This window comes from Thermogemmatispora tikiterensis (assembly GCF_003268475.1).
GTDB classification, from domain to species: domain Bacteria; phylum Chloroflexota; class Ktedonobacteria; order Ktedonobacterales; family Ktedonobacteraceae; genus Thermogemmatispora; species Thermogemmatispora tikiterensis.
In genome coordinates, this window is record NZ_MCIF01000002.1 from 2,681,472 (window position 1) to 2,707,295 (window position 25,824).

Consider the following 25,824-nt stretch of genomic DNA (forward strand, 5'->3'; position numbering starts at 1 on the left):
CTATTCACCCCAATCCTCTTCAACACGCGGCGCCAGCGCCACTGCTGGCTGCTCCAGATTAGTTACTTCCAGCTCGGCATTGCAATCGGGACAATAGACAATCTCCCCTACAAGCCTGTTCTGCAGGTCGATCTCGGCCTCGCACTCCGGACAGAGGGCAACCAGTTTGCTCATGACTGTTCCTCCTGACTAGCAGCCTTATTACACGTCTGTGTCTCTCACTAGATACAGCCAAACAAAAACGCTCTTCGTCCCCTTCTTTTGCGAAGGACGAAGAGCGTCAGTTATCACAATCGACAGCTCTCGCGGTACCACCTTCATTCGCCGGCACTCCTGCGCACCGGCCTCAGCGAGCACGCCAGCGTGCTCTTGCCCGTTAACGGGGGCCTCCGGCAGAGGTCTACTCTCGCCCGCCTGAACGGACGATTTCTTCTCGCAGCTCTGGGGTCTTTCTCACGGCTCACGATAGACGAGCTTTCCACCAGCCGCTCGCTCTCTGGCTATCGGAGGAACCGCTACCTGTCCCCTTCAGTGCCTTCTCCGAATTTGACCGTGTTTGTTTTGTCTATCAGGCGCTTATTTGATAACCAGCGACCGGCGTTCGCAGTCCGCTTCCCGCTGGCAGGCTCTCACCTGGAAAGACCTCTTTTCTTGCTGCCGCTGCCCGGCCATCTCTGCAGGCAGATTGCCGCAGCAACAAAAAAACTCTTCATCCTCGAAAGGACGAAGAGCGCAACAGAGATAGCGGCTCTCGCGGTACCACCTTCATTTGCCACTACCTCACGGTAGTGACCTCGACGAGTGCAGCCCCCTCACTCCCTCCTTTTGCGGTCAGTATGCACTAGAAAACAGAGAGCGAGACTGCACTCCTGCCCGTTAACGGGGGCCTCCGGCAGAGGTCTACTCTCGCCCGCCTGAACGGACGATTTCTTCTCGCAGCTTCGGGACCTTCTTCACGACCTGCCAGCATACGAACTTTGCACCAACCGTTCGCTCTCTGAATGCGGCCTGGCCGCTACTCATCCCGCAACGCTTTTCGCTCTTAGAGCGGGTTGCTTTTTGGGATTTATACCATTTTTTGCCGTTGCTGTCAAGTCCCGGGGCAGGTATTGACGCGGGACTTCCGCCCTACCCTGCTCGTGGGCCTGAGCATGGATCTTTGCCCCGCTTCCAGTTCCTGGCGCTCAGCCAGGCTGCAACAAGAGACCTCCCTGACACGTCTGTAATGAATGGAGAGCTGCGCAGAGACCGATAGGCACTCTGCTCTGTCACGAAGGGAGGGAGGAAGGAAGGAAGGAAGGAAGGAAGGAAGGAAAGAAGGAGGGTCAGGTCACTGAATGAGTACTCTGCCTTCCTGGCAGCACTGGCCATGCGCGCCAGCCCATCTGCGCCTCGCTCGTGGTGAGGTCCATATTTGGTGCGCCTCGCTGGCTCTCCCCCCCGCCAGTGTGGAACGCCTGACTGCAGTTCTGACACCCGCTGAGCAGGATCATGCTGCCCGCTTCCGCTCAGCCCAGGCCCGTCAGCACTTCGTGGCGGCACGCGCCACCCTGCGTCTCATTCTCAGCCGCTATCTTGGGCTTCCTCCTCAGCAGCTGCGCTTGCGCACCAATCCCTGGGGAAAACCAGAGCTAGAACCGAGGCCAGCTAGCTCTCAGCCCACCGTAACCTTCAATCTGTCGCACTCCGAAGCACTCGCTCTCTATGCTGTGACAGGCGGACTGGCGATCGGTATCGACCTCGAGTATCAGCGTCCGCTCTCCGAGGCTGAGCTGGAACAGCTCGCCGCCCGCTACTTTGCCCCCGCGGAATACAGGGCGCTCCTCAGCCTGCCTTACGAGGAGAGGCTGCCGGCTTTTTTCCGCTGCTGGACGCGCAAAGAGGCCTACGTCAAGGCACGCGGTCAGGGTCTTTCGCTGCCTTTAGACGCCTTTGAGGTGTCGCTCACTCCCGATTCTCCTGCCAGACTGCTGGCAAGCTATGAAGATCCAGACGCCCCTCAACGCTGGTCTTTGCTGGCCATTGATCCATCGCCTGCTTATAGCGCTGCCCTGGCAGTTGAGGGTCGTATCGAGCATGTAGCGTATTTCCGCTGGAACAATTACGATCTTCTTTCTTCGACTACTTGACAAAGCAAGCGTTCAGGCCCATAATCCAGGCCGTGGGCTATCATCAGTTGGCGGCGGCTTTCATGAGAGCAAGGAGGCCCGGATCATGCAAGAGCACAACAGCGGTGAGCTGCCTCCAGCCGAAGTACTGCGCAGCCAGGCTATCAGTATCATCGAGGTGCGACCCACTGACACGCGCCAGAGCGTGCTCACGGCCATCTTGACGCAAGAGAAGCTGGGGCGCAGACAAACAGTCTTGCTTCTGCCAGCCGAGAATAAGGCTTTCCATCGCAAGGTTGATTTTGAAGGGTTGCGAGAGCTACAGCGGGAGCTGCAGACGCAGCTCATCGTTATTGCCCAGCCTGATTCGAAGGTGGCCCACTACGCTCGCCAGCAGCGTTTTCCTGTCTTCTCCTCGCTGGAAGAGTATGCCGCCACAGCCCAGCTGTACCAGCCGTCGCCAGGCAAGAGTGCAGCAGCAGTTGCGGACCCGGCAGCGGTCGCCGAGGCAGAAAGTGGCCCCGCTGTCGAGTCAGGCGCTGATGCTCTGCGAGGTCCAGCTCCAGCAAAACCCGACTCCCAGGGCGGAGACAGCGAACCTGCCACGACGGCGATCGCTCCCCAACCTCCTCCCAACAGGGCGACCGGCGCCCTGCCTCCGTTGGTGCCGGTGACGAGCGCCCTCATCCCTCCCCCGCCCACGCGCAAGCATCGTCTTCCCCACCGCGTTCTTGCCAATAGGCGCTTCTGGCTACTCCTCGGCCTCGTCATCATGCTCCTGCTGCTCATCAGCATCGCGCTCATCCCGCTATCACAGCTCTTCGGCGGGGCAGCCAGCGCCGCCAATGTCATCATTGTTCCCGCAACGCGCGACCTCAAGCAGATCTACACCTTGAGCGGAGAGCCGGGCATCTCTGCCAACGCCGCCCGTCACCAGATCAGTGCTCGCCTTCTGGCTTCATCCGAATTGCGCCAGAGCCGCCAGGTGCCAGCCAGCGGGCACGGCCTGACACCAGCAACACGAGCCGAGGGCATCTTGACCTTCTACAATGCCTTGCCCGTGCCTCAAAGCATTCCGAAAGGAACCATCCTGAGTGCTCCAAGCGGCGTTCAAGTCATCACCGATCAGACAGCCACATTGCCAGCAGCTACGCCCCCCGTGGAGTCCAGCGCTAGCGTTCCGGCTCATGCCTTGCAGCCAGGGAGTCAGGGCAATCTTCCGGCTTTCGCCTTTCACACCGTTTCCTGCTGCGGCAATGGCCTCACGGTCCAAAATGCTCTGGCCTTCAGCGGAGGAGCCGATCCACAATCCTACACCTATGTTCAACAGAGCGATATCGATCAGGCCAGCATGGTGCTCCAGACGAGCCTCATTGCAGCGGCCCAGCGCGATCTTCAGGCACGAGCGGCAGCTAATGAGCGCTTTGTCGGCGGAGCACAGTGCCCAGTCTTGACGAGCGCCGATCACCAGGCTGGCGATCGAGCATTAGAGGTGACAGTGACGGTCGTTGTCGCCTGCAGCGGTGAGGTCTACGATCAAGTGGAGGCACGTATTCTGGCCGCCAGTCTGCTCGCCAACGATGCAGCAGGGAACCTCGGGCCAGGCTATAGTCTGGTAGATCAGATCGCCACTAGTATCGTCTCGGCTACCCTCGATCAGCATCAGCAGGGCCTCATCACGCTTCGCGTGCAGGCCGAGGGCATCTGGGCCTATCGCTTCGATGCTCAAGCGCGCCAGCGACTGGCGAACCTGATCAAAGGAAAAACCCAGGAGCAGGCGCTGGCCCTGCTTCGACAGCAGCCCGGTATCCAGAGCGTCTCGCTCTCCCTCAGTGGCAATGGCTCCCGCTTGCCAGACAATTCTCACTTGATTAGCATCCATGTAGCCACAGTCGTCGGTTTGAAAGCATCGCCGCTGCCAACAGCGTTCCCTGACCAGCGCTTCGCCCAGCCTTCTCCTCCTGAACCAGCACAAGCACAGCCCGTCAGTGGTAGTGCATCTTTGGCGGCTCCCTCCCTCTTTCCTACGGCCTCACCCGCTGCGATCACTCCCACTCTCACGTCACAGGCTCAGATGGACCACAGCTAGTAACCTTGCCTTTGTGTTATCTGCCAGCCGTTCTCTCCAGCCGCAGGGAGGCTATCGCCCCCCCTTTTCCCTTCCATAAGCAGATCCCTATATATACATTGATCTGTCATAGAACGTGTCCATACTGAGAGCAGAAAGGAAAGTGACGGATCAGCATATATGCTCGTTGTGATAGAGACGCACATCAGGAAAGGAGCGGACTTCTGTGAGTCGGATTATTGTTCAGAGCGAAAAGGTTATTTCTGGTAGGCCAGAAGATATCTACGCAATTCTAGCTGACTATAAGGGCCGTCATCCGCAGATTCTGCCAGCTAACTTCCAGGACTATCGGGTTGAGCAGGGCGCCCAGGGTGAGGGTACGGTGGTGAGCTTTCGTCTGCACGCTGGCGGGCGGGAACGCCTCTACCGCATGCGTGTGAGCGAGCCAGTACGGGGCCAAACCCTGACGGAGAGCGACCTCAATTCTTCGCTGGTCACAACCTGGACGGTCACGCCGCTCGACGATGGGCAACGTACGCAGGTACGCATTGCAACAATGTGGGAAGGAGGCAGCGGTCTCGGCGGTTTCTTTGAGCGCCTCTTCGCCCCTTTGGGCCTGAGACGGATCTATAACCAGATCCTGGCTTCGCTGGCGGCTGTGGTCGAAGGGCGGCCCGCGGAGGAGCACCGCCCAAGCAGTCCGGTACTCTTACTACCGCTATTAGCGTTGATCATCGCCTTGCCTCTGTTGATTCGCCTGTTCCAGCAACGCCGCCGACGCTCGCAGCTGCCAGTCCGCGTTGTCCCCGCCAGCACCCTGAAAGAGGCACGCTCGCGGCTTCGCGAGGCTCGCCAGCAGGCTGCCCGTACCTTGCCTCGCCTGCGCTCCTTGCGCGCCTGAGCAAACCTGGTGGCCATTCTTAATCACCCTCAGTCGAGCAGGAGAGACGCCGACTGTCGCAAGCGGCGTCTCCTTGTCTCTTTCCTTCCTGTCATTTCACCGCTCGCTGCTTGACAATCTCCCCTGAAGTCGTTATCCTCCAAAGAAGGGATAGGAGCAGAAGATTATAAACAAGCTAGCTATGATAAAAATGACGGTGCGCTTCTAGAAGAGAAAAAGGCTCGCTTGCTCCTGGCGACTATCTACGTCTACTCTCTCTGCCTGCGCAGCCCGATAGCACTGCTGCGATCGGTAGAGGCAAGGTCTCGGCCCCGATCCCTTGTGGCGAATCGGCTGTGATGGAAGAGGCGGGTAAGAGACCCGGAGAGCGGCAAGTCCCTGGGCAAGAGACCTGGCTCCAGGAGGAATCAGGTTTTGCTTGAGCTTACCTGGTACTCGCGGGAGAGCAATCGCCCATCCCCATTGGGGAGAAGAGATAGAGGATGGCTTTCGTGATGAGAGTGCAGTGGCCTGGTGAGTATTGGGAGAGGAAGATCAGCCGCGGTCGCCTGCTGCTCTATCTGGCGTTGTTCGTCATGCTGCTACCGCTGCTGGTGACACTCGCTGGTAGATCAGCCACGGGGTTCGCTTCCGTGGGAGGCGACTGTACTGCGCTCTTCCTCTCCCCCGGGCGCACGGCTCCGCTCTATCTGGGCCTGGCCGCCTACCGCTTCGTGGACAAGCTGGCCTATCTGGAGATCGGCGATCGTGTCCTGGGCTTGTCCACAGCTGATCTTTACGGGAACAACGCCGATTCTTCCCATTACCTGCGTTCACTCGCGGGCGGCGGGCGCGTCCTTTTTGATGCGCTCGGTCCCGGCCTCTTGACCTTCGCCCGTATGCAGGAGGAGATCGGCGCACCCTGGCTGCTCTACCGCGATGGCGAGCTGCAGAAGTTCTCGGCCAGCGATTTGGGCCAGCGACGGCCCACCTCACAGACGGCCAGTCGCTTTCCCTACCCTTTTTCCCTGAATCCGAGCGAAGATGAGGGAAGCAGTATTATTGCGCTGCCGCTTCCTTTCGCTCAACGCCTGACGCTGAGCACAACGCATCGCAACGGTAATTTTTATGCGCTTTATCGGCGCCTTCCCTGGGGGATCGCTCCCCCACAGTGCCCCTCCAGCACGATAGCGCAGACGGCCACGTTGGTCAGTACCCATACTCCAGCTTTGCCAGCAGCGGCCTCCAAATACCGGCAAAGCGGTCAGCTCACGGTGTCGCCAGGAAAGCGTGTGACCTTTCTGACTCTGCAGGGGCCTGCCCAGGTACGGGAATTGACCTTTCGTGTGCCACTGAGCGAGGCGGTCGCTTTTGGAAGGAGCTGGCTGTCGATCGCCTGGGATGGCGAGCGACGGCCCTCGGTAACCGCCCCTGTGAAGTTTCTCGCTGGTGATGGCGCCGGCCTCTATCAACCCGCGGGCCGCCCACTGGTGGCCGGCTGGTTGGCGACGATCCAGAGCGAGGGCAGCGGCGATCAGCGATTGATGGCCTTCCATCTTTACTGGCCGATGCCTTTCTCGCGCAGCGCTCGCTTTATGCTGCAGTCCTCCCAACGGCTGACTGCCGTAGATTGGAGCGTGGCCTTTGAGCCTTTTCCTGATCCCCCCAGTTGGTGGGGGACCTTTCATGCTACCTACACCAGTGTGAGTCATCCGCCACAGGGTCAGGCTCTGACGTTGCTGGATGTCCGCGGAAGCGGCAAGCTTGTTGGCACGGTGATTAATTTCTGGCGACCCGATGGGACGCTGGAAGGCAATCCAGAGATCACGCTTGATGATAGCCTGACTCCTCAAATCGAGGTTACGGGTACCGAAGAATGGGGCCTCGGCGGCGACTACTGGCACGGCGGTCGCCAGACGAGCCTGCCTCTGGGTGGCTTTCCCAGCGGTCCAGATAATCCATCGGGGAGCGAGCGCGATGGCGCAGCCCTCTACCGCTTCCTTGTCGCTGACAGTATCCCGTTCAACCGCCATCTGGTCTTCCGTCTGGAACATGGCAGCCACAATCAGAGTCCTTACCCCTATCGCGCTCTCTTGCTCTGGTATGGGACAGCACGTCAGACGGCAACTCTTAGCGATACACTGCTCCCAGCCCAGGCAGGCAGCCGCTTGCAACATGGCTATCAGGCCACAGATGAACACTTCTATGATCTGCGCGCCGCTGCCATTTACCAGCAGGGGAATATCACGCGAAGCGGCACCGTCAGTGCGACGGGGGGGGCGATCTCGTTCAGCCTCCGCCTGACGGCCAACAACGTCGGGGCTTTTCTGCGCCGCCTTTTTGACTACTGCACCCCCAATCAGAGCGCCGCAGTCTACGTCGATGGGACTTTCGCCGGGATCTGGTACAGCGCCGGTGTGGCTAATCATGGCCCGCCCGGCTCGCCTCGCCGCTGCTGGCGCGAGGAAGACTATCCGCTGCCAGCTCAGTTGACGGCGGGCAAAAGCGCCATCCACCTGCGCCTTGTCCCCGTCTCTTTGAGCCAGACATCCTTATCAGCCTGGACGGCCTTCCGCTATCAAGCGTATAGCTTCCTGCCCTAGACTAGTCTCCTCTGCCCGCAGCGGTTCAAACACCTGTGCCCCGGAAGCGCACCTTACATCCAGTAAGACCGACATCCTTTCACCATCAGTGCGGTAGAAAATCACAGGCATTTGGCAGCTGATCATGGTAGGCTATCGTTACGATAGAAGTGCTCATCTTGAGCACAGTGATCATCGCGTCCACCGCGGCCTCAATTGTAGACCGCGCAGCAAGGAGGCATAGCTATGAGCCGGTCAGCTTCTTACGCTACTGCAGCCGCTGCCCCGAGCGAGGCCCGGCCATTGATTCCCGCTCAGGGCAACGGGCGCCGTCTCTTGCAACGACTCAACGCTCTCCAGCAGGAAGTGGCCGAGGTCGTAGAGGAGGCAGTTGAGAGCGGCAGTCACACCAATGGGCCTCGTGTCCAGGCCCTGGAAGAGGCATTTAAGACCTATCTTCAGGTGGCCGATGCGATCGCCGTCAATAGCGGCAGCTCTGCTTTGCGGGCCGCCTGCGAACTGCTGCGCCTGCCCCCTGGAACCGAGGTCATTGTCCCGGCCTATACGTTTATTATGACCGCATATGCGGTCAACGATGCCTTTGCTTTCGAGCCGCAGAGCGGAGCGCTAGCCAAAGGCGGTTTGATCCCTGTCTTTGTAGATATCGATCCTCAAACTTATACCATCGATCTGGCCAGCGTCAGGGAAGCTTTGAGCGAGCGTACACGGGCCATCATCGCCGTCCATATGCTGGGCCAAATGGCCGACATGCGCCCCTTGCTCGATCTGGCCGATGAGCACCAGCTTTTTGTCATTGAGGATGCCGCCCAGGCCCACGGCGCAACCTACACTGATCCCCAGACGAACCATATTTACCAGGCGGGGAGTATGGGCGATTGCGGCTGCTTTTCGCTGAGCGATGTGAAAAACATTGGCTCGATGGGCAATGATGCGGGCCTGCTGACACTGACTACGCGCCTCGGCTCCCGCCTGCCAGCCCTCACCGCTGAGGCCCGCGCCTGGCGCAATACAGGGCGCCTCGGTCGGCACCGCTATGAGCACCAGACCTGGGGTATCCGTGCACGGATGGATGAATATTCAGCGTCAGAGTGCCTGGCCCAGTTGCGCTATCTCGATAGCTGGGTGAGCCGTCGTCAACAGATTGCCGCACGCTATAACACTGCTCTGGCCGGCACCTCCTTCACGCCACCCTATACTGCACCTGGTCGCACCCATGCTTTCTTTAATTACATGGTCAAAGCGCCCACGCTGGAAGCCCGTCGCCTGCTGGAGTCTCGCCTGCGCGCGGCGGGTATCCAGGTCGCCGATACCTACAGTGTGGTGCCAGACCAGCCACTCTATCGCCAGGGTTCGCTTCCCTGCCGTATCGTGGCCGCCGAGCGAGCACGAGAGGTCGCTCGCCTGCTGGTGGCCATCCCTTGTTATCCCGAGCTTGGAGAGGAGGAGGTTGCCCGCATCGAGGAAGTGTTGAGCCGCTGCCCGTAGGCGGCCCCCTGCCAGGCCTCTTCATCAGAGGATGGGCACAGCGCCGGTGGCAAGGCTTCTTTCTTGCTGCCTCTCCCGCCGTCTCTCTTCTTCTTCCTTGCGCCGGCGCTGGCCTCTCTCCTTCTCTCTCCCCCTTGATTTTTATTTTATTCAGGATGGGCCTGCTGAGCAGGAGGCTCGGCCTCGCTCTCACCCAGGTGCGTCTTGATGAGCGCCAGTAGCTCTTCGGTCCGGAAGGGCTTGGTGAGATAGGCGCTGGCTCCCGCCAGACGCCCCTTGAGACGGTCTAGTACGCCATCGTAACCGGAGAGGATGACGACGACCGGGCGCCGAGGGTGACGGGCTTTGAGGATCTGTGCAATACGGTAGCCACTCAGGCGCGGCAAGGCAATGTCCAGGAGCACGAGATCGGGGAGAAGATCGCGCTGCTCCGCCAGGGTTCTGATGGCCTCGACGCCATCGGCATAGGTCAGACAATCGATGCCCTGGCGTCGCAAACATACCTCGACGATCTTGCGCACCGGCAATGAGTCGTCGATCACCATGACAAGCTTGCCCATCGTGGCCTGCCCCTTCCTGGAAACGAGGCCCAATCGCTGGCTGGCCTTCAGCCGAGCGATCTGGCCCCCATCGGTCAATCATATCGGCAGGTGGTTGTTACTTGTTCATCTGGCTAGGAGGGTGATCAGCCAGCGGCGATGAAGGCCCCTGGTTTTCCGCCGTAGGTGATAGGATAGCCCGCCTTCGTTATGCATGGGCACGGGCGGGTGCTTTCGCCGAAATACCTGTCTCCTCTTGTTTGTAGCCTGTCTATGAATCAACTGACTCCAGGCTGGACCTTGATCTGACGTGAGGCTCCTTCTCTTCTCCCTGGCAGTCCCTGCTTTCTCGCCGACAGCGTCCCGCGGCTGCTTTCTCGTAGGCCAGAGCGGCTGAGGCGGGTCTGGTCTGGCCGGCCTGGCCCGGCCAGGAGAGGTACAGCGCTCTTGCTGTCCGCCTGTCCCCCTGGCCCAGGCGCAGCGACCGATCAAGCTCTGCTCCATCAGGGAACAAGGAATTCCTCAAGCATGCGCTTGCGGCAAGGATCGGCCAGTTTGCGCAGGGCCTTGGCTTCGGCCTGCCTGATGGCCTCGTGCGTGACTCCCAGCCTGCGCCCAACCTCCTTGAGGGAGTGCTCACGCGCCCCCTGCAGGCCATAGCGCAAGCAAATGATTCTGCGCTCGTTGGGACTGAGATTCTGAAGCACTTCCTTGATATGAGTTTCCAGCATCTGGCGAATGACTACCTGCTCCGGTGAGTAGGCAATGTCGTCTTCAATGGTGTCCCTGAAAGGGATCTCATCTTCCGAGCCGGTGGCCGGGGAGTCAAGGCTGAGCGTCTCCTCGCTAGCCTGCAACAGGGCTATCACCTGCCGCTCTGAGAGATCCAGCTCCTCCGCCAGGTCCTCGGTGGTGGGATCACGCTCCAGGTCCTGCTGCAAGCGCTGGCGTACCTGGGTCAGACGTTTCAGTTCTTCACGCTTGTAAAGCGGCACGCGAATGGTGTGGGCCTGCTTGGCCAGGGCATGGGACATGGCACGCTTGATCCACCAGGTGGCATAGGTGCTAAATTTGTAGCCCCGACGATAGTCGAACTTTTCTATGGCGTGGATGAGGCCAATGTTGCCTTCTTGTACCAGATCCATCAGGTCCATCCCCAGGCCCACGTACCGGCGCGCAATGCTAACCACCAGGCGCAGGTTGGATTCGATCAGCTGCCGCTTGGCTTCCTCTCCCTGGGCAAGAATGTAGGGATCAGGATGGGCCTTCTTGCGCTCCTCGCGGGCACGTTCCATCTGCCGCGCAAGGGCTGTCACTTCTTCGGCAGAGAGCTGCCGCGTGCGCCCAATTTCTCGCTTATACATCTGGCGGGAATCGCGCAGGCAGAGAATATCTTGCTCCTGTTGCGAGGATGTCTTGTCATCCGTAATATCAAAGAAGGCCCGCTCCCCAAGCCGCGGTTGCAAGCGCAGCCCCTCATCATCAGCTGGACCTGCGCCAATGACAAGGCAGGTGGTGGCTGTGGTCCGAGGCAAGACACTGACCATGTGTACACTCCTCTCTTTACTCTGTTTCAAGAAATATGTTGCTGATTTCCATCAACAAATATCACTATTTTAGCAATCAGGCAGTTATGGGTGCAACATGCACCACAATTGCGCTGATGTTGTCAAGGCCACCGTTGTCGAGCGCCGTAGTCACCAACAGATTGCAGATTTCAGCCGAGGACAGGCTGGGCCGGCAGAGGATTTCTAGCAGCTGGGCATCCTGGACAACCTCCCACAGGCCATCAGAGCAGAGCAGCAAGCGATCGTCGACCTGAAGGCCGAGCTTGAAACAGTCGACGTCGACGGTGGCTTTGCTGCCAAGTCCGCGGTAGAGCTGCCGGCGCTCGGGATGACGTTGGGCTTCTTCTGAGGTGAGGACGCTGGTCTCAACCATGCGCGCCGCCAGGGAGTGGTCGCGCGTGATCTGCACCAGCCCGTCACGCTCTCGATAACGATAAGCCCGGCTGTTGCCTACGTTGGCGATATAGGCTGTCAGTTCGACCACAAGGGCAGCCGTTAGTGTTGTCACCATGTATGCGCATGTCTCTATGCTACGAAGATAGACAGCCTGGTTCGCGCGTCTGACGCCTTCGACGAGCAGCTTCGGCAGCAGCTCCTCGCTCAGCTGGCGGGAGCCTGCCAGCCCCAGAAGGACGAAATGCAAGAGGGCCTGGATAGCCAGGCTGCTTGCCTCCAAATCGTAGGCGCGATCGCCAAGGCCCAGTCCATCGGCCACTACAAAAAGGCCGAAGGGAAGCAAGCGTTCACTACAAATACAGCTTCCCTGCAGGGTGATCAAGCGATCCCCGTTGGGGCCGAGTCCTCGACCCTCGCCCTGGTGCCAGGCCGTACCCACATCCAGGCGCAGGGGCAAATCGCGCTGCCAGCGACGCAACGGCGATCTGCTGCGTCCCGAGAACTGTCTTTTCACCAACCCTGGGAGAGCCTGCAGGTGTGCCAACAGGGGCGTCTCGTACTCTGACTGCAGCTGCTCTTTCATAGTCAGCGTCTCCGCCTCCTCACGTGCGTGCTGGCCCCTGTTAGCCCACTACCTGGACATAGAGGGTATACATCAGCTGCATGGCCTGCTCCTCTCCTACCTGGCCCGCGAGTCGCTGCTGGTAGCGCCCAAGATGAGCCATGCGCCTCCGAATGAATTCGTGGCGGGCGGTCCCCAGAGCCAGGCCGTAAAGACCGCGCTGCATGGCTTCCAGTTCTCTTTCAATCTGCGATCGCAGCCGTGCAACCTCGCTCTCGCACATGGGCTGTCTTCCTCCCTCGTTAACCGCGCCAGGCGCGCAGAAGAACACAAGGACAGACAAGGATTTCACTGACACTGGGCAGTATACCGATCGGCAGTTTTTCCTACCTCCTCACCATCTTCCTGCTAGGAAGTCGTTCGGCTGCCCAGAGTCTTTGCCAGAAAGGCCCATTATTAGGGAGTGGTGCGATGGGCGAATGCCGAGGTCCCTGAGTGAAAGAGTATATGCTGCGACTTCTCTCGACAGGCGTCCCAGAATTGCAAGATGTATACCTCGCAGTGGAGTAATCCAGGCCCTTGAGCAGCATGATTCGTGTCTCAGGCTTCTGCTGCCGAGCAGGTGGATAGAGGGCCGCAGCTACCACGGGAGCTGACTTCAGTAGAAGATATTCTCCTGCTTTGTCTTATACCAGTCTTATGTAAAGCGTAGAGTGTGTGCCTTGCCTGCTGATCGTTGCAGGCCGGTTCTTCGTTCTCAAGCCTGCCTCGGGGGTCCGGTCCTACATACAGCCAGGGTCTTGTCTCTGAAGTGTCTTGGCCGCCGCTCAGCGCTGGGCTTGTCTCCGGTTGTCAGGTGTCAGGCTCTGCTCCTCTACACGTGATGTAATGCAAAAGGGTCGTGAGCGGCGTCAGCATCGCCAGTGCCCTGTTCTCTGCAGGCACCGTGAGCGCTAGCGTTGTCAGGTGAAGAGAGCGAGGAAAGGGCGCTATCCTTTTGACCCGCTCCTGCTGCCAGCTTGCGAACAATCGGGTATAAGTTATAATGAGGGAGTTAATCAAAGCGTCCCAGTAAGCTCCTTTTGCGCAGTTCAGTCTAGCTCTATCTCCAGCAAAGCACAGTCCTGAGACAGGTTGAAACCGCCATCAGGGGATCATCATATGAGCACAAAAGTGACTTACCATCAACAAATCAGTTTCTGCGGCAAGCCGCGCTGCCACAAATGCAACACGGGCATTGGTCATGGCCCCTACTGGTATGCCTACAAGACGGTGAATGGCCGCACGACGCGTACCTATATTGGGAAGACCTTACCGCCCGATGTTCAGCCTGAGCAGATCCAGACCTGGATTGCCGGGCGGCCCGCCCAGGACGATGATCCCTCTGTGCTCCGTGTTTCGATGCTCGGTCGCTTTGAGCTTGAGCGCCGCGTTGGACGCAACTGGCAGACCGTGGAAGCCGCCCCGTGGAATCACCAGCGGCAGCGCCTGCTTTTCGCCCTCTTGCTCCTGAGCCCAGGGCGCAAGCTGGGCCGCGAACAGATCATGGAAGCGCTCTGGCCAGGTCTTGACCCAGAGACCGCTGCCGCCCGACTTGATCGGACAGTGCATGCGCTGCGTCGTATTTTGGAGCCTTCGCTCCCTCGGGCTTCGGCTTCTCATTTGCTGCGTACTGAACATGAGGGACTGGTACTAGCCGATCAGCACGAGATCTGGGTGGATAGCGATGCCTTCGAGCGTTTGCTGACTCAGGCTCATGAGGAGCAGCGCACGGCTTCCGAGCGCGAGCATCTGCTTGAGGAGGCCGTGGCTCTTTATGCTAACGATTTGCTACCGGAGATGGCAGATGTGCCGTGGGTAGTGACGCGCCGCGATATGTTGCGCCGTCATTGGATGGGTGCTTTGCTGGAGCTGGCCGATCTGCGTCTGGCTCGTGAGGCTTACGCTGCGGTGATCGAGCCGATGGACCGTCTGCTGGCGGCAGATGATACGAATGAGGCCGCTGTGCAGCGCCTGATCATCGCTTTGACGGCCCTGGGTCGACGAGCTGAGGCAATGCGCGTCTACCACCGTTTGGTCGAGGCGCTACGGCGCGCGCATGACATAGCCCCGCTGGCTGAGACGCGCCGGCTCTATGAGGAGGTGCGCCGCGGCTCAGTCAGTGTCAGGGGGCTGCCGCCAGTGCCTCTGACATCGCTGCTGGATGTGGAGGGCCGCAGCCAGGAGGGACGCGATGGGCGCTCGCAGGCACAGGTCGGACGCCAGCATCAGAGTCCGCTGGTGGGCCGCGAAGAGGAGCTGGAGACGCTGCGTACGGTGATGCAGACGTGTGAGCAGCAACGCCGTGTTCGCCTGGGCAATCGCCGGCGCGCTCTGATTTCGCCTTTCGATCAGCCTCGCCAACCACAGTGCGTCTTGCTGGCCGGCGAAGCGGGAATCGGCAAGACGCGCCTGGCGGAGGAGATGGGACGCGAGGCGCAGCAACACGGTTGGGCGATCGCCTGGAGTCGGGTCTACGCGCAGGAAAGCAATGTTCCCTACCGGCCCTGGACAGAGGTGCTGCGCAATGCCCAGAGCCGCGGCTTCTGGCAGATCCAGGAGATCAGTCATCGTCCTCTGCTCTATCAGCCTCTGAGTATTCTCCTTCCTGAGTTGAACGCTTTGCCCCATGTTGAGTTTGCCAATCCCCTTTCGCCCGAGGATGAGCAGCGCCGTCTTTGGGAGGCCACTCTTGATCTGTTGACGATGATCAGCGAGCGTACGCCTCTGTTGATCGTGCTGGATGACATGCACTGGGCCGATTCCAGTAGCTGCGAGCTGCTGGCCTATCTGGTGCGCCATTTGCAGCAGCGCGCCATTATGGTCATTGCAACTTACCGCGATACGGAGCTGCCGGAGGCGCACCCACTGCGGACGCTGCTGCCCCATCTGCAGCGCGAGCAGGTGGCGCTGCGGCTGGAAATTGCGCCGTTGAGCGAGGAGCAGATCGCCTCGCTGGTGGCCCATTTGCCTGAGCCGCTAGTCCACTATATTCAGAAGCAGGCTGGCGGTAATCCGTTTTTTGCTGAGGAGCTGGCGCGAACGCTGGCCGGCGCAGGCCCGGAGCTGGTAGAGCAGCTGCTGATCGACAAGGGAAGTGGCGGTCATAAGCAGGAGCTTGGGCGGGCGCTGCCGCTGCCGGAGACGATTGCGGCGGTGCTTGATCTGCGCCTGCGCCGTCTGAGTCCGGCCTGCCAGCGTTTGCTGAGCAATGCCTCGGTGTTGGAGGGCGCCTTTGAGTTTGGGGAGGTGCTGCAGCTAGAGCAGCTGGGCGGCAGTGGTATCGATGAAGGGAAATTACTCGATCTCTTGGAGGAGGCGCTGCGTGAGGGTGTCCTGGTAGAGGAGGGGGCAGGGACGCGTATCAGCTATCATTTCTGGCATCCGTTGCTAGGTTTACATCTTTATCAGCGGCTGTCGGGGGCCCGTCGAGCCAGCCTGCATCGACGGGCGGCACAGGTGCTGCAGCAGAAATACGCGGGACGGGAGGCAGAAGGGGCGGCGACGATTACGCAGCATCTGGTGAAGGGCGGTGGCGAGGCGGCGGTGATCAGGCGTTATGCGGAGCTGGCGGGCGATCATGCCTATGCGCTGTCGTCCTATGGGGAGGCCGAGTACTATTATCGCCTGGCGATTCAGTATTTGCTGCAGGCGTCTCAGGGGCGCCCGCTGGCCTCCTGGAGCCAGGAGGAGCGCCTGCACCTGGCGGATCTGTACGAGCTGCTGGCCTATTCGCTGCGGATGCAAAGCAGGCCCGAAGAGGCCCGTCATTTCTACGAGCGTCTGCTGGAGGTGCGCAACTATCTGCGCCAGCCGGCGACCCCAGAGGAGGCCCTCTACGAGGCCCAGTATCAGGCGATGATCTGGGTCGAGATTGGCTGGACCTGGTACGATGCGAATAATAGTGCACAGGCCCTAAGCTGTTGTGAGCGAAGTGCGCAGATCCTTCAACAGGCCCACATCGAGAAGAGCGCCGCCTGGGCCTGTATTCATCGGGAACGTAGTTATATCGCATGGAGATCGGGAGATTACCCACTGGCCCTACAGGAGGCCAATCGATCACTGCAGCTGTTTGAGCAGAATCTGGAACAGGCAGATCTCAGGCTGCTTTTGGATAAGCCGCTTAGACAAACCAACATTAACACCAGCCTGATGGGAAACCAAATTGATATAGCTCTTACTCATCGACTTCTGGGAACGATCCTAAATAGCGTTGGAAAGAAGAGAGAAGCATTCTACCATCTAAAAATGGCCATTACTATATTTGAACAATATAATCGTTACAGAGATATCGCTGCAGCTTGCTGCAATATCGGTCACACATATGTGAGCAAAGCCCAATTCCAAGCGGCGCAGGCCTCCTTCCGTCGGGCCCTGATGCATGCAGAAAGGCTGGGAGACACCCTGCTGCAGGCCGTGATTACCAGCAACCTTGGTCTGTTGGCCGCCAGGCTGGGAGATCTGGATTTAGCCGAGAAAGAGCTTAAGCGAAGTCTGAGGATGTCCGATAAGGCCAGCGATAAGACATATTTCTGCCTTTGGAACGCCTTCCTAGCTACTATCCTGCAGAGGCGAATGAAGAGCCAGGAGGCAGTCCTTAGCATTAGAAAGGCTCTCTCCGTGGGCGCCTCCCTTGATCTTCCACCTTGTCTCGGCTTTGCACTTGTAGCCCTGGGTAACATGCGGCTGACCCAGGCAATGTATGAGCTGGCCCATAGACCAGCACAGGCTAACAAGCCCCCCAGCCGTGAAAGTATAGATGAAAGACCAAAGTATTGCCTCGAGCGAGCACGACTGATCCTGGAGCGCGCACTCGTCATGGAACTCGAATCAGAAACTCTCATTGAGGGGAAACTGGTATTAACTCAGGTCCTTCTCCTGCTGGGTAAGCTTCCGGAGGCCAGTAAGCTAGTCAAGGAGCTGTTGGAGGAGTTAAACGAGCAAGAAGTGATTCTTGAGTTCGCCAAAGCCCAATTTTTACAGGGAGCTATCCTCCTGCTACAAGGGGGAGATACTCAGGCAGAAAATCAGATCAACAAAGCCTTAAATAATCTCTATGAGAAGAGGCTCATATTAGAATATGCTTATTCTATATACACTATAGCAGTGTTATCTAATATATATAGCAAGAGCAATATGCTAAATTCTATATTTTCTCCTCATCTAAACAACGTTTTGAGCATTTTTAAGAATTGTCATGACATGCTTTCTTACCAGGCATCACATTATCTACTGAAACACCTCAGATAGGCTGGAAAGTAGAACTTAGCGTGCCGGATTCAAAGCAAGCAGACCCTCTGAACCAGGTCTATGGCTCTCTGACACTTGCCCAGCAATAGTGGCCAGCAGCAGAAGGTATCTCTTACATCCAATAGTTCTGATAGGTCCCTCTTCCACTCACTATGTTATTTGCCCCTCTACTCAGGTGAAAACTCGAGGCACGACCCCATCAAGATAGGGTACGATACTGATGACAAAACTGAGCAGGCCCGGTAAGAGACAAGATAGCTCTTACCAGTGACCAAGCTTATTCCAAGCTCCAGCTGCTCGGAGTCGGAGGTGAGCCAGCCTAGACTAGCTAGTAGGGAGTCGGCCTCAGCCTTTCCTATCCAGACAGTAAGACCAGTCGTACTCTTTTCCAGTCAACCTGACACGCTGCCGAGGAGGAACACAATGCAGATCGCTCTCAGCAAGAAACAACTGGTGACCCTGATCGTTCTGCTGGCGCTACTCGTACTCGCAGCCGTGAGCGCGGTGGCGCTGATTGAGCACCAGGCCATCACCCATATCTTGAGCGCTCCCAGCTTCCAATGGGGCGGTAGTCCCTAATCGCCAGCTGGCTCTCTCGCCCAAGAGAGCCGGCTGCTCAGCCGCAAGCGAGCATTCACGCTAATGCTTTCGTCTATGCCTGTAGCTTGCTGGTCCTGCGGCTGGGTTGGCAGCGAGCTGGGGGAGCTGGTGACGACCGCGAGCTATGGTGACCGTCAAGCAGATGGCTCCACCACAGCCCATAGCCGTAGCAGTCCCAGCCCCAGCAGCTCCGGCCCAAGCAGTCAACCCAGCCGCCCATTCATGGCCCACATAATCATCACGGGCCGCTGATAACCCTGGCCCGAGAGGGCAAAGAAGCGATCCGGTCGAGATACCGCAACCTGTTGCCCCTCTCGGAGTAACGTCCCTGAGAAAGGAAGCGTCTGATGTCTCACTTCGACTAATCGGCGCACCTTCGTGGCAATCGCAGACATGGCGAGCTAGCTCAGGCCCCCGGCAGGGTGCCACGGCCAGCGGGCCACGAACTACGGCCACCTCCCGTAGTATCACTCCGGCCCGCTGATGCACCAGCCGCACCTGCCTGGCCCGCCTGTCGATAAAAGGGTCGGTCAGCCTCCCCCGGTCTGAACCCCTCGAAGCCACAGCGCTGACCGGCCCACCTTCTGCATCTTTTTCTCCTTCTCTAGATTATCACCCGTCTTCATCCCTCTGAATCTTAACCATAGCCTGCCGCAACCCTGAGCAGTCTCTCCTTGCTACCAGGAGTGAGCATTGCCTGACAGATCGCACCTCATGAGCTATAATAAGAAACACCGGTTGCTCGCATAGAGAGGTCGACCTCCCGCGCCGCTTGCCAGCGGTCTCAATTGGCGGTCAGGTTGAAGCACCGATATTTATCGGGTAATCTTAGCTGTGACTAGCTACTCCCTACCTTGCAAAGTGCGGCCTTCTGGGGATTCGTTCAGAAGAGAGGGAGAGAGCTACCCGTCGAGCCTTTCCCGAAGCCTCTGTCCCGCGGCAGCACCGGGATTGCAGCAGTCCTGCAAAAGATCAGCGAGCAGACTCAGCGTGCTAGACGGATGCATCAGGCCGGCCTGGCCAGTGGTCAGGCAGCGGCTCCGCTTCACATCTGCGATGGCCCTACAGGGTGCCCGATGCCGAGTAAGCCAGGCCAGTTGACAAGGGAGCAGCAGAGCGCATGCGTGTAGTAACGGCGGCGCCAGATGACCCAACCAGGTACCAGCGCCACAGTTGCGCGATACCTGCAGCACTCCGGTGCTCTCCTGCCCAGCTCACCAGACCAGCTCTGGAGCACGGGGAGAGAACGCGCTCCTCCGCCAGAGCAGAGCAGGCCGGGGATGGTCTTGCTTTGTCAGCAAGCGGCCAGCTACATCAGCCGCCTCATGCTACCAACCACCACCGTCCCCCCCCGAAAGCGTTTGGGATTCCCGGGGTAAGAGCAAGCCTCCAGGCTCAGCCGGAGCCTGCGCAGCCACCCAGCCACTGTCTCGCCCCCGCCCGGCGAAAGAGCCTGTGGAGGACTGCCCGGTGGCCCCTACACGCGCCATCAGCAAGAGTGCAACGCTCGCAGGCCAGGCCTCTCCCGGCAGACTCTCCGGGGCTGCTGGCCGCTTCTGTGCTCACCTCCCCAATAGCAAGCTTGCGTAGAGGCAAGGAGTGCGCGCGATGAACAGTAAGGTCACCTACTATCGTCAATACAGTTTCTGCGGCAAACCACAGTGTAAAAAATGTCGCCAGGGGCGCGGGCATGGACCTTACTGGTATGCTTATCGCAGCGAGGGCGGTCAGATCACACGCACCTACATTGGCCGTAGCCTGCCTCCAGAGGCGCTGGCTCAGGTCGAACAACAAGAGATCATAGCCGGTCAGCCAGGCCAGCCTCCGCTGCGACGTCTCTACCTCCTGGGAAACTTCCGCCTGGAACGTCCCGCCGAAGAACAGCGCATCGCCCGACGAAGCGGACGCCCCGCTCTCCAGCCCGCCGGTCGCGCCCTCCTGGCTCTGCTCATCTCCAGCCCAGAGCGTCAGCTTCCACGTCGCCAGGCCCTGACTGTCCTCTGGCCTGATCTCCCCCCCAGCGAGGCCAATCGGCGCCTCGAACGCGCAGCCGCCAACCTACGCTACTGGTTTGCCACTGCCACCCCCTTAGCGTCGACCCCACCTGGCGCTCCTCCGCCCCCTACATTTCTCCAGGAGAGCGAAGAGGCACTCAGCCTTGCCGGGCAGCAAACTCTCTGGATCGATGCCGACGCTTTCGAGGAACTACTCGATCACGCCTCGCGCTGCAGCGACGAGCCACTGCGTGAGAGCCTCCTTGACGAAGCCCTCCGCCTCTACAAAGGGGATCTACTCGCCGGCTGGACAGCGCCACCCTATCCCGCCCAGTTGACCAGACGGCGCGAGGCCCTGCGCTGGCACTGGCGTCAAGCCCTGCTGACCCTGGTCGATCTGCGCCTCAGCCGCGACAACTTTACTGGGACATTGCCACTGCTCGAACGCCTCTTAGCAAGCGATTTCGGTGACGGCGAGGCCCTGGCCCTGACCATGTACTGTCTGGCAGGACTGCGCCGCCGCAGCGAGGCTATCCGCCTATACCAGCAATTCCTCTCGAGCCATGAAACAATCCTCTCTGAAGCAGTCCAGGCCCTCTACCAGGCTATCTGTGCCAACCAGCCTCTCCCTCGACCACGGCCAACACCGGCGACCCAACCAACCCACCCGGCGCTCCCGCCGGCCTCACAGGAGAAGACTCTCATCTCCACCCCCGCTACGCCCCAGATCGGGCGCACCCATCGCAGTCCTCTGGTTGGACGTGATCAGGAACTGGCCGTCTTACGCCAGTTACTGACCGACACAGAGCAACTTGCCACCACCGCACTAGAGCAGCTGACCTCTGTGACAACTGGCCCTAGCTCCACCCGCAACGGCAGCACCGCCACCTTGCCTCCAGCCACCCAACGACAACCCCAGTACGCTGTCCTGGTCGCCGCCCCTGGCCTTGGCAAAACTCGCCTGGCCGAGGAACTCAGCCGCGAAGCCCTGCAACGCCGTTGGACCGTCATCTGGAGCCGCGTCTACGAACAAGAAAGCGCTATCCCTTACCGCCTCTGGATTGAGCCACTGCGGAGCATCACAGCGCAGGACATCTGGCTGACTCAGGAGATTCAACAGCATCCCACCCTCTACGCCCCCCTGGGGGCCATTCTGCCAGAACTCTACGAGATACTGCCACCACCATCCCCCCTGCCACCAGAGCAGGAGCAGCAGCGTCTCAAAGAAGCCCTGCAAGAACTGTTCATGCGCGTCAGCCGGCAGGTCCCCCTCCTGCTCGTCCTGGACGACCTCCACTGGGCCGACGCCAGCAGCTGTGAGCTACTTGGCTATCTGGTCCGGCGCCTGGCAGGCTACCCTGTGCTCTTCATCGGCACCTGCCGCGATAGCGATCTGGCCGCCAATACGGTGCTCCAGACACTTATCGCTCACCTGCAGCGCGAGCACGGCGTCATCACCCTCGATCTGCCACCGCTGACCGACGAACAGATCGCCCAGATCGTCAGCCACATGCCCCCGGCGGCCCAGCGCTTCATCCAGTCGCACGCTGCCGGCAACCCCTTCTTCGCCGAGGAACTGGCTCGCAGCATTGAGATGCAGCTGCTCTCTCCTACGGAGAGCAGCTTCCAGGCTGGCCTCCAGCGCCTGCCCGAAACCATCACCGCAGTGCTCGACATGCGCCTCAACCGGCTCAGCCGCCACTGCCGACGCCTCCTCAACGATGCTGCCATCCTTGGTGGCTCTTTCGAGTTCGACGCCCTGTGCGCTCTGGAGGCCGCCGATCCACAGCCGTTCAACGAGGAGCGCGTCCTCGATCTCCTGGACGAAGCCCTGCAGGCCGGCGTCCTCAGCGAGACCAGTAGCGGTAGCCACATCAGCTATCACTTCTGGCACCCCTTGCTCGCCAGCCACCTGTACGAGAGCATGTCGGGCATGAAGCGCGTCCTGCTCCATCGACGGGCCGCAGAGACGCTGCGCCAGCTCTATGCCGGCCACGAAGAGAAAGGCGCCGCCATGATCACCTATCACCTCGTTGCTGGCGGTGGCCCGCCCGAGCAGATCATTCACTATGCCTCGCTGGCAGCAGAAGCGGCCTACGCTCTCTCCGCCTACACTGAAGCGGCCCGCCTTTACCGGATCGCCGTCGAGCACTTCCCTCAGCTCGGCAGCCCCAACTCGCCCACAGGTAGCTCTCAGGCTCTCCCCTATGACCGCCGCGCTTATCTCCTGGGGAGACTGGCCGAATGTATCCGCATTCAGGGGCACTACGCCGAGGCCTGTCAGCTCTATCAACGTGCCTTTGATGTTGCACAGGAAGGCCGCATACCTAAAGCAAGCGACCCACTCTATCAGACACAACTTGAGGCCCGCCTGCTCACTGAGATTGGCCGAACCTGGTTTTATATGAGCGATTTCGCCCGAGCACACGACTACTGTGATCGGGCCGCAGCCAGACTACGCGCAGCGGGCATCGAAGAGGGGATGGCCTGGGCAACGCTCCGCTATCTACGAGGCTATATCTACAACGACGAAGGTCGCTACGCCGAAGCTCGCCAGGAAGGGCAAGAGGCCCTGCGCCTTTTCGAAGCCCTCTCCGCTCGCAGCACCCAGGAGCGTGATAGCCGTCCAACGGCTCCACTCGCCCGTACAGGTGGAGACAGAGAAGCGCCAGCAGCGCCAGAGACCCGGCCCGCCACTCCCCTTATCAGCGGTGATCCTATCGGCCTGGCCCGTACACATCGTTTTTTAAGCACATTGGAGATCAACACCGGTCGCCATGAGCAGGCCCTGCATCACCTACACGTTGCCCTGCAGCTCGCCGAAGAACTCGGTCACAAGCGAGAAATCGCCCACATCTGCTGCAACATCGGCCACGTCCTGCTCCACCGCGCCGATCATGAAGAAGCGCTGGCCTACTGCCGTCGCTCGCTGGAGCTGGCCGACAAGGTAGGCGACCTGCCCCTGATGGCCGTCGTTTTCAGCAACCTGGGCATCATTGCAGAGCGCACGGGCGACCTCAACGATGCTGAGCGCTATCTCAGGCAAGCTATCGCCCAGGGCGAGCAAGGGAAAGACCAGGTCTACTTGAGCTACTGGAATGGCTACCTGGCAGGCGTCCTGCAAGCCCGAGGGCAGCTAAGCGAGGCCGGCCAGGCCCTCTACCAGGCCCTGACCATCGGGCGAGCCATCAAAAGCAGCCCCTGCATCAGCTCAGCCCTGGTCGGCCTGGCCCACCTGCGCCTCGGACAGGTGCGCCTGCTGCAAATCATCCTCTCCCGAGAGGCCGCGGCAGGATCAGAACAGCGTGCGAAAGGTCAGCAACTGCGACAACAGCTGCTTAAACGAGCACGAGCAGCACTACGGCTTGCCTTAGCCCAATCAGGCATCACCGCCGATGTCGAAGCCCAGGGGAAATTGACACTGGCCGAGATCAACCTCCTGCTGGGTGAAACCAGCCGCGCGCAGTCCCAGGCTCAGGCCATCCTTGAACAGGCGCGCACCACCAATATGACCATCACCCAAGGGGAGGCCCTGGCCTTACTCGCTCGCATCTCCGCCCAGTCGGGAACCACTGAGGGCCGCACCCGCGCAGAAGAACACTTTGAGAAGGCCCTGCGCATCTTCCAAGAGCGCGGCATGAGGCTGCATTATGCCCGCACCCGGGCCACCTATGCCCAGATGCTTCTGCACCACAGCCCCACACGTCAGATCGAGGCCCTCAACTATCGCCGTGAGGCCACGGGCATCCTCAGCGAGTGCGGAGCCACTCTTGACCTCCTTCAACTCCAATCAGGAGAGCCACGCTTCTGAGCAGAGCCATCAGCCAGACGAACAAGTCCACTCAGCAGAACAAAGGCCCGGCTTCTATACTGTGAGCCGGGCCTTCTCCTTTTACTCTTTTTCCCTCGCCAGCTACCTGCAGCCGGCAAGACCTGCACTTGAGCACCAGCCAAGCAAGGCGATCGAGCGCCTCAGCCCAGACAGACGCTGTCCCCAACGCTCCACATTTCCAACCGCCTGTCACCCGCAGGCCGAGCTGATCAGAACCAGCCACGTGCGAGCGCGATAGTCAGGGCAAGCGAGAGAAAAAGTGTTATCCCCCAGAGCAACAGTCGCTGATAATCATTGCTATCTGGCAGGGGAGGCAGCTCTTCAGGCGCAGGGAGCAGCGACTCCTCAGACTGGAGCAGATCCGGCGGCGCCAGCGACTGCAAGAGCGGATGCCCTTGAAGAGAGTCCTCAGAAGCATCCGCTAGTGGCTCGGTCGCCGGCGGACGTAGCTCAGAGACTACAGGCTGCGAGGATACCGCAAGAGACTCAGCCACCGGGGCCGGCGCCTCCGGCTGCGTCGTTCTCTCGGTGAGAGCCTGCCGCAACTGGGCAGGGTGCTGATAGCGCTGCGAGAGATCTGGCCGCAGCCCCTGCCCCGAATAGAGGCCCTTTGCTAAGACGGCCTCGAAACCTGGACTGAGAGCCGGATTCAATTGACGAGCTGGAGGAATCCGGCCCTGACTCCTTGCCGGTGGGCAGCCCGTGGCCAGATGGTAGGCCGTAGCCAACAAAGCATACAAATCGATGCGACTATCGATTACCCCATGAGTCAGCTCAGGAGCGGTATAGGGCGAGAGCTGCGAGCGTGCCATACCAGTCACAAACTGCGTCGCCCCCGAGGCCAGCATCACCGAGAAGCCCGTAAGCACATAGTGAGAACGGGTACGACCAGCAATAATGTAGTCTGGCCGGATCAAACCGTGGACAATCGGGGGGGTCTGGCTGGCAAGAAACTCCAGGACATCTACCATTTGCAGGCAGCACTCGACCACCTCCTGCTCACTGAGTGGCCGTCCCCGTCGACGCAAACGGAGCAACAAGGATTCCCCTTCAACATGCTCGAAGACGAAGAAATCACGCTCCGCCTCCGAGAAAACATCGAGCAGCGTAGGGATCTGCGTATGACGTCCCGCCGTATGAAGAGCAGAAGCAGCGGAACGTACAAGCGCTCCCCGCAGGCGACTATCCTCACGCGGTAGGACAAACTCACAGATGCGGACCGGCGCCCCGCCTCGACGGGCATCATGTGCCAACCAGAACGCCTCGTAAGACTCCGCCAACCACTCATGACGCCCCTGACGCTCAGCCAGACGATAGCGCCCCCCCTGGAGCAGCTCGCCAGCCTGCAGGGGTCGCAGCCCCTCAGCCGTCGACGGCGGCGTCGCAGAAGAGCGGCCCATCCCGTGGCGCTCCCGCTCCGGCTGCTGTTCATCCGTGCGGCGCTGGTCATGAAGCGTCGTCGGTTCCCGGCGCCCATCACCGCCAGCAGCCTGCCAGGGCCGATGCTGACGTAGCTGCTCAGCTGGCGTCTGATAGCGCGGGGCCTCACTCACCAATACCGGCGGAACGGGAGGCTGCTGCCTACCAGCATGTCTTCCCGCAACAGGGGTCACTCGTGGAACATGCCAGTGCGGCACTCTCGCCTCAGCTCCAGCCGACCAACGCGGCTGCTCCTGCTCTCCCTGACGAGCCACCGCGTCCCCACCGGCCACAGGTAACACGAAGCCACAGCGCAGACAGGCTCGTCGCTCTCCATCCCACTGAGCGTGACAACGTGGACACAGCATAAGATCATCCTCCCCTGATGTATGGAAGTGTGAACGACCGGCATCCCTGCTTACCGGTCAGCGCGCGGTGGATCACCAGGATAACGCCAGGATGGTCAGCACAGAGCCGGCGC

14 protein-coding genes are annotated in these 25,824 nt (G+C 59.9%); 8 read left to right on the forward strand and 6 right to left on the reverse strand.

Going from position 1 to position 25,824, the window contains the following annotated elements; all coding sequences use genetic code 11:
* Nucleotides 1–174 carry a lysine biosynthesis protein LysW gene (gene lysW / locus A4R35_RS10895; protein WP_052887885.1) on the reverse strand — a complete coding sequence of 58 codons (174 nt, stop codon included), beginning with the start codon at nt 172–174 and terminating at the stop codon, nt 1–3.
* Nucleotides 175–1,337: 1,163 nt separating this feature from the next.
* On the opposite strand from lysW, the gene A4R35_RS10900 reads away from it, so the two are divergent.
* The 5 genes from A4R35_RS10900 (at nt 1,338) to A4R35_RS10920 (ending at nt 9,144) form a co-directional block, all read left to right on the forward strand.
* Complete coding sequence (locus A4R35_RS10900; RefSeq protein WP_112429255.1) at nt 1,338–2,129, forward strand: 4'-phosphopantetheinyl transferase family protein; 792 nt, start codon at nt 1,338–1,340, stop codon at nt 2,127–2,129.
* Nucleotides 2,130–2,214: 85 nt separating this feature from the next.
* Nucleotides 2,215–4,197, forward strand: coding sequence for a baseplate J/gp47 family protein (locus A4R35_RS10905; protein WP_112429258.1), 1,983 nt, complete (start codon nt 2,215–2,217; stop codon nt 4,195–4,197).
* Nucleotides 4,198–4,402: 205 nt separating this feature from the next.
* Entirely contained in the window at nt 4,403–5,077 is a 675-nt protein-coding gene (locus A4R35_RS10910) for an SRPBCC family protein (protein WP_112429260.1), read from the forward strand.
* Nucleotides 5,078–5,571: 494 nt separating this feature from the next.
* Nucleotides 5,572–7,659, forward strand: coding sequence for a DUF2961 domain-containing protein (locus tag A4R35_RS10915; protein ID WP_223258298.1), 2,088 nt, complete (start codon nt 5,572–5,574; stop codon nt 7,657–7,659).
* 225 nt (nt 7,660–7,884) lie between these two features.
* A complete protein-coding gene (locus A4R35_RS10920; protein ID WP_112429265.1) occupies nt 7,885–9,144 on the forward strand; it encodes a DegT/DnrJ/EryC1/StrS family aminotransferase in 1,260 nt (419 codons plus the stop codon).
* Nucleotides 9,145–9,290: 146 nt separating this feature from the next.
* Here the strand turns inward: A4R35_RS10920 and A4R35_RS10925 are convergent, their stop codons facing one another.
* From A4R35_RS10925 to A4R35_RS24285, 4 genes are all read right to left on the reverse strand, one after another.
* A complete protein-coding gene (locus tag A4R35_RS10925) occupies nt 9,291–9,704 on the reverse strand; it encodes a response regulator (RefSeq protein ID WP_112429266.1) in 414 nt (137 codons plus the stop codon).
* 482 nt (nt 9,705–10,186) lie between these two features.
* On the reverse strand, nt 10,187–11,230 hold the full coding sequence (locus A4R35_RS10930) for a sigma-70 family RNA polymerase sigma factor (protein WP_112429268.1): 1,044 nt from the start codon (nt 11,228–11,230) through the stop codon (nt 10,187–10,189).
* Nucleotides 11,231–11,306: 76 nt separating this feature from the next.
* Nucleotides 11,307–12,230, reverse strand: coding sequence for a PP2C family protein-serine/threonine phosphatase (locus A4R35_RS10935; RefSeq protein ID WP_112429270.1), 924 nt, complete (start codon nt 12,228–12,230; stop codon nt 11,307–11,309).
* A gap of 40 nt (nt 12,231–12,270) precedes the next feature.
* Nucleotides 12,271–12,435 carry a hypothetical protein gene (locus A4R35_RS24285; RefSeq protein WP_189361650.1) on the reverse strand — a complete coding sequence of 55 codons (165 nt, stop codon included), beginning with the start codon at nt 12,433–12,435 and terminating at the stop codon, nt 12,271–12,273.
* Between the two features lie 935 nt (nt 12,436–13,370).
* On the opposite strand from A4R35_RS24285, the gene A4R35_RS10950 reads away from it, so the two are divergent.
* From A4R35_RS10950 to A4R35_RS10955, 3 genes are all read left to right on the forward strand, one after another.
* The gene (locus A4R35_RS10950) at nt 13,371–17,498 is read left to right on the forward strand and encodes a DUF6788 family protein (RefSeq protein ID WP_112429276.1); all 4,128 of its coding nucleotides are present in this window, start codon (nt 13,371–13,373) and stop codon (nt 17,496–17,498) included.
* Nucleotides 17,499–17,921: 423 nt separating this feature from the next.
* Entirely contained in the window at nt 17,922–18,077 is a 156-nt protein-coding gene (locus A4R35_RS24290) for a hypothetical protein (RefSeq protein ID WP_189361652.1), read from the forward strand.
* 1,629 nt (nt 18,078–19,706) lie between these two features.
* Nucleotides 19,707–23,903 (forward strand): tetratricopeptide repeat protein, encoded by a 4,197-nt coding sequence (locus tag A4R35_RS10955; RefSeq protein ID WP_112429278.1) that lies wholly within the window; start codon nt 19,707–19,709, stop codon nt 23,901–23,903.
* 230 nt (nt 23,904–24,133) lie between these two features.
* On the opposite strand, the gene A4R35_RS10960 is transcribed toward A4R35_RS10955, so the two are convergent.
* Entirely contained in the window at nt 24,134–25,711 is a 1,578-nt protein-coding gene (locus A4R35_RS10960) for a protein kinase domain-containing protein (protein ID WP_112429280.1), read from the reverse strand.
* Nucleotides 25,712–25,824: the final 113 nt, after the last annotated feature.

Coding starts and splice junctions, on each gene's coding strand:
- lysW (WP_052887885.1), bottom strand. CDS start 174: ATGAGCAAACTGGTTGCCCTCTGTCCGGAGTGCGAGGCCGAGATCGAC.
- A4R35_RS10900 (WP_112429255.1), top strand. CDS start 1,338: ATGAGTACTCTGCCTTCCTGGCAGCACTGGCCATGCGCGCCAGCCCAT.
- A4R35_RS10905 (WP_112429258.1), top strand. CDS start 2,215: ATGCAAGAGCACAACAGCGGTGAGCTGCCTCCAGCCGAAGTACTGCGC.
- A4R35_RS10915 (WP_223258298.1), top strand. CDS start 5,572: ATGAGAGTGCAGTGGCCTGGTGAGTATTGGGAGAGGAAGATCAGCCGC.
- A4R35_RS10920 (WP_112429265.1), top strand. CDS start 7,885: ATGAGCCGGTCAGCTTCTTACGCTACTGCAGCCGCTGCCCCGAGCGAG.
- A4R35_RS10925 (WP_112429266.1), bottom strand. CDS start 9,704: ATGGGCAAGCTTGTCATGGTGATCGACGACTCATTGCCGGTGCGCAAG.
- A4R35_RS10930 (WP_112429268.1), bottom strand. CDS start 11,230: ATGGTCAGTGTCTTGCCTCGGACCACAGCCACCACCTGCCTTGTCATT.
- A4R35_RS10935 (WP_112429270.1), bottom strand. CDS start 12,230: ATGAAAGAGCAGCTGCAGTCAGAGTACGAGACGCCCCTGTTGGCACAC.
- A4R35_RS24285 (WP_189361650.1), bottom strand. CDS start 12,435: ATGCAGCGCGGTCTTTACGGCCTGGCTCTGGGGACCGCCCGCCACGAA.
- A4R35_RS10950 (WP_112429276.1), top strand. CDS start 13,371: ATGAGCACAAAAGTGACTTACCATCAACAAATCAGTTTCTGCGGCAAG.
- A4R35_RS24290 (WP_189361652.1), top strand. CDS start 17,922: ATGCAGATCGCTCTCAGCAAGAAACAACTGGTGACCCTGATCGTTCTG.
- A4R35_RS10955 (WP_112429278.1), top strand. CDS start 19,707: ATGAACAGTAAGGTCACCTACTATCGTCAATACAGTTTCTGCGGCAAA.
- A4R35_RS10960 (WP_112429280.1), bottom strand. CDS start 25,711: ATGCTGTGTCCACGTTGTCACGCTCAGTGGGATGGAGAGCGACGAGCC.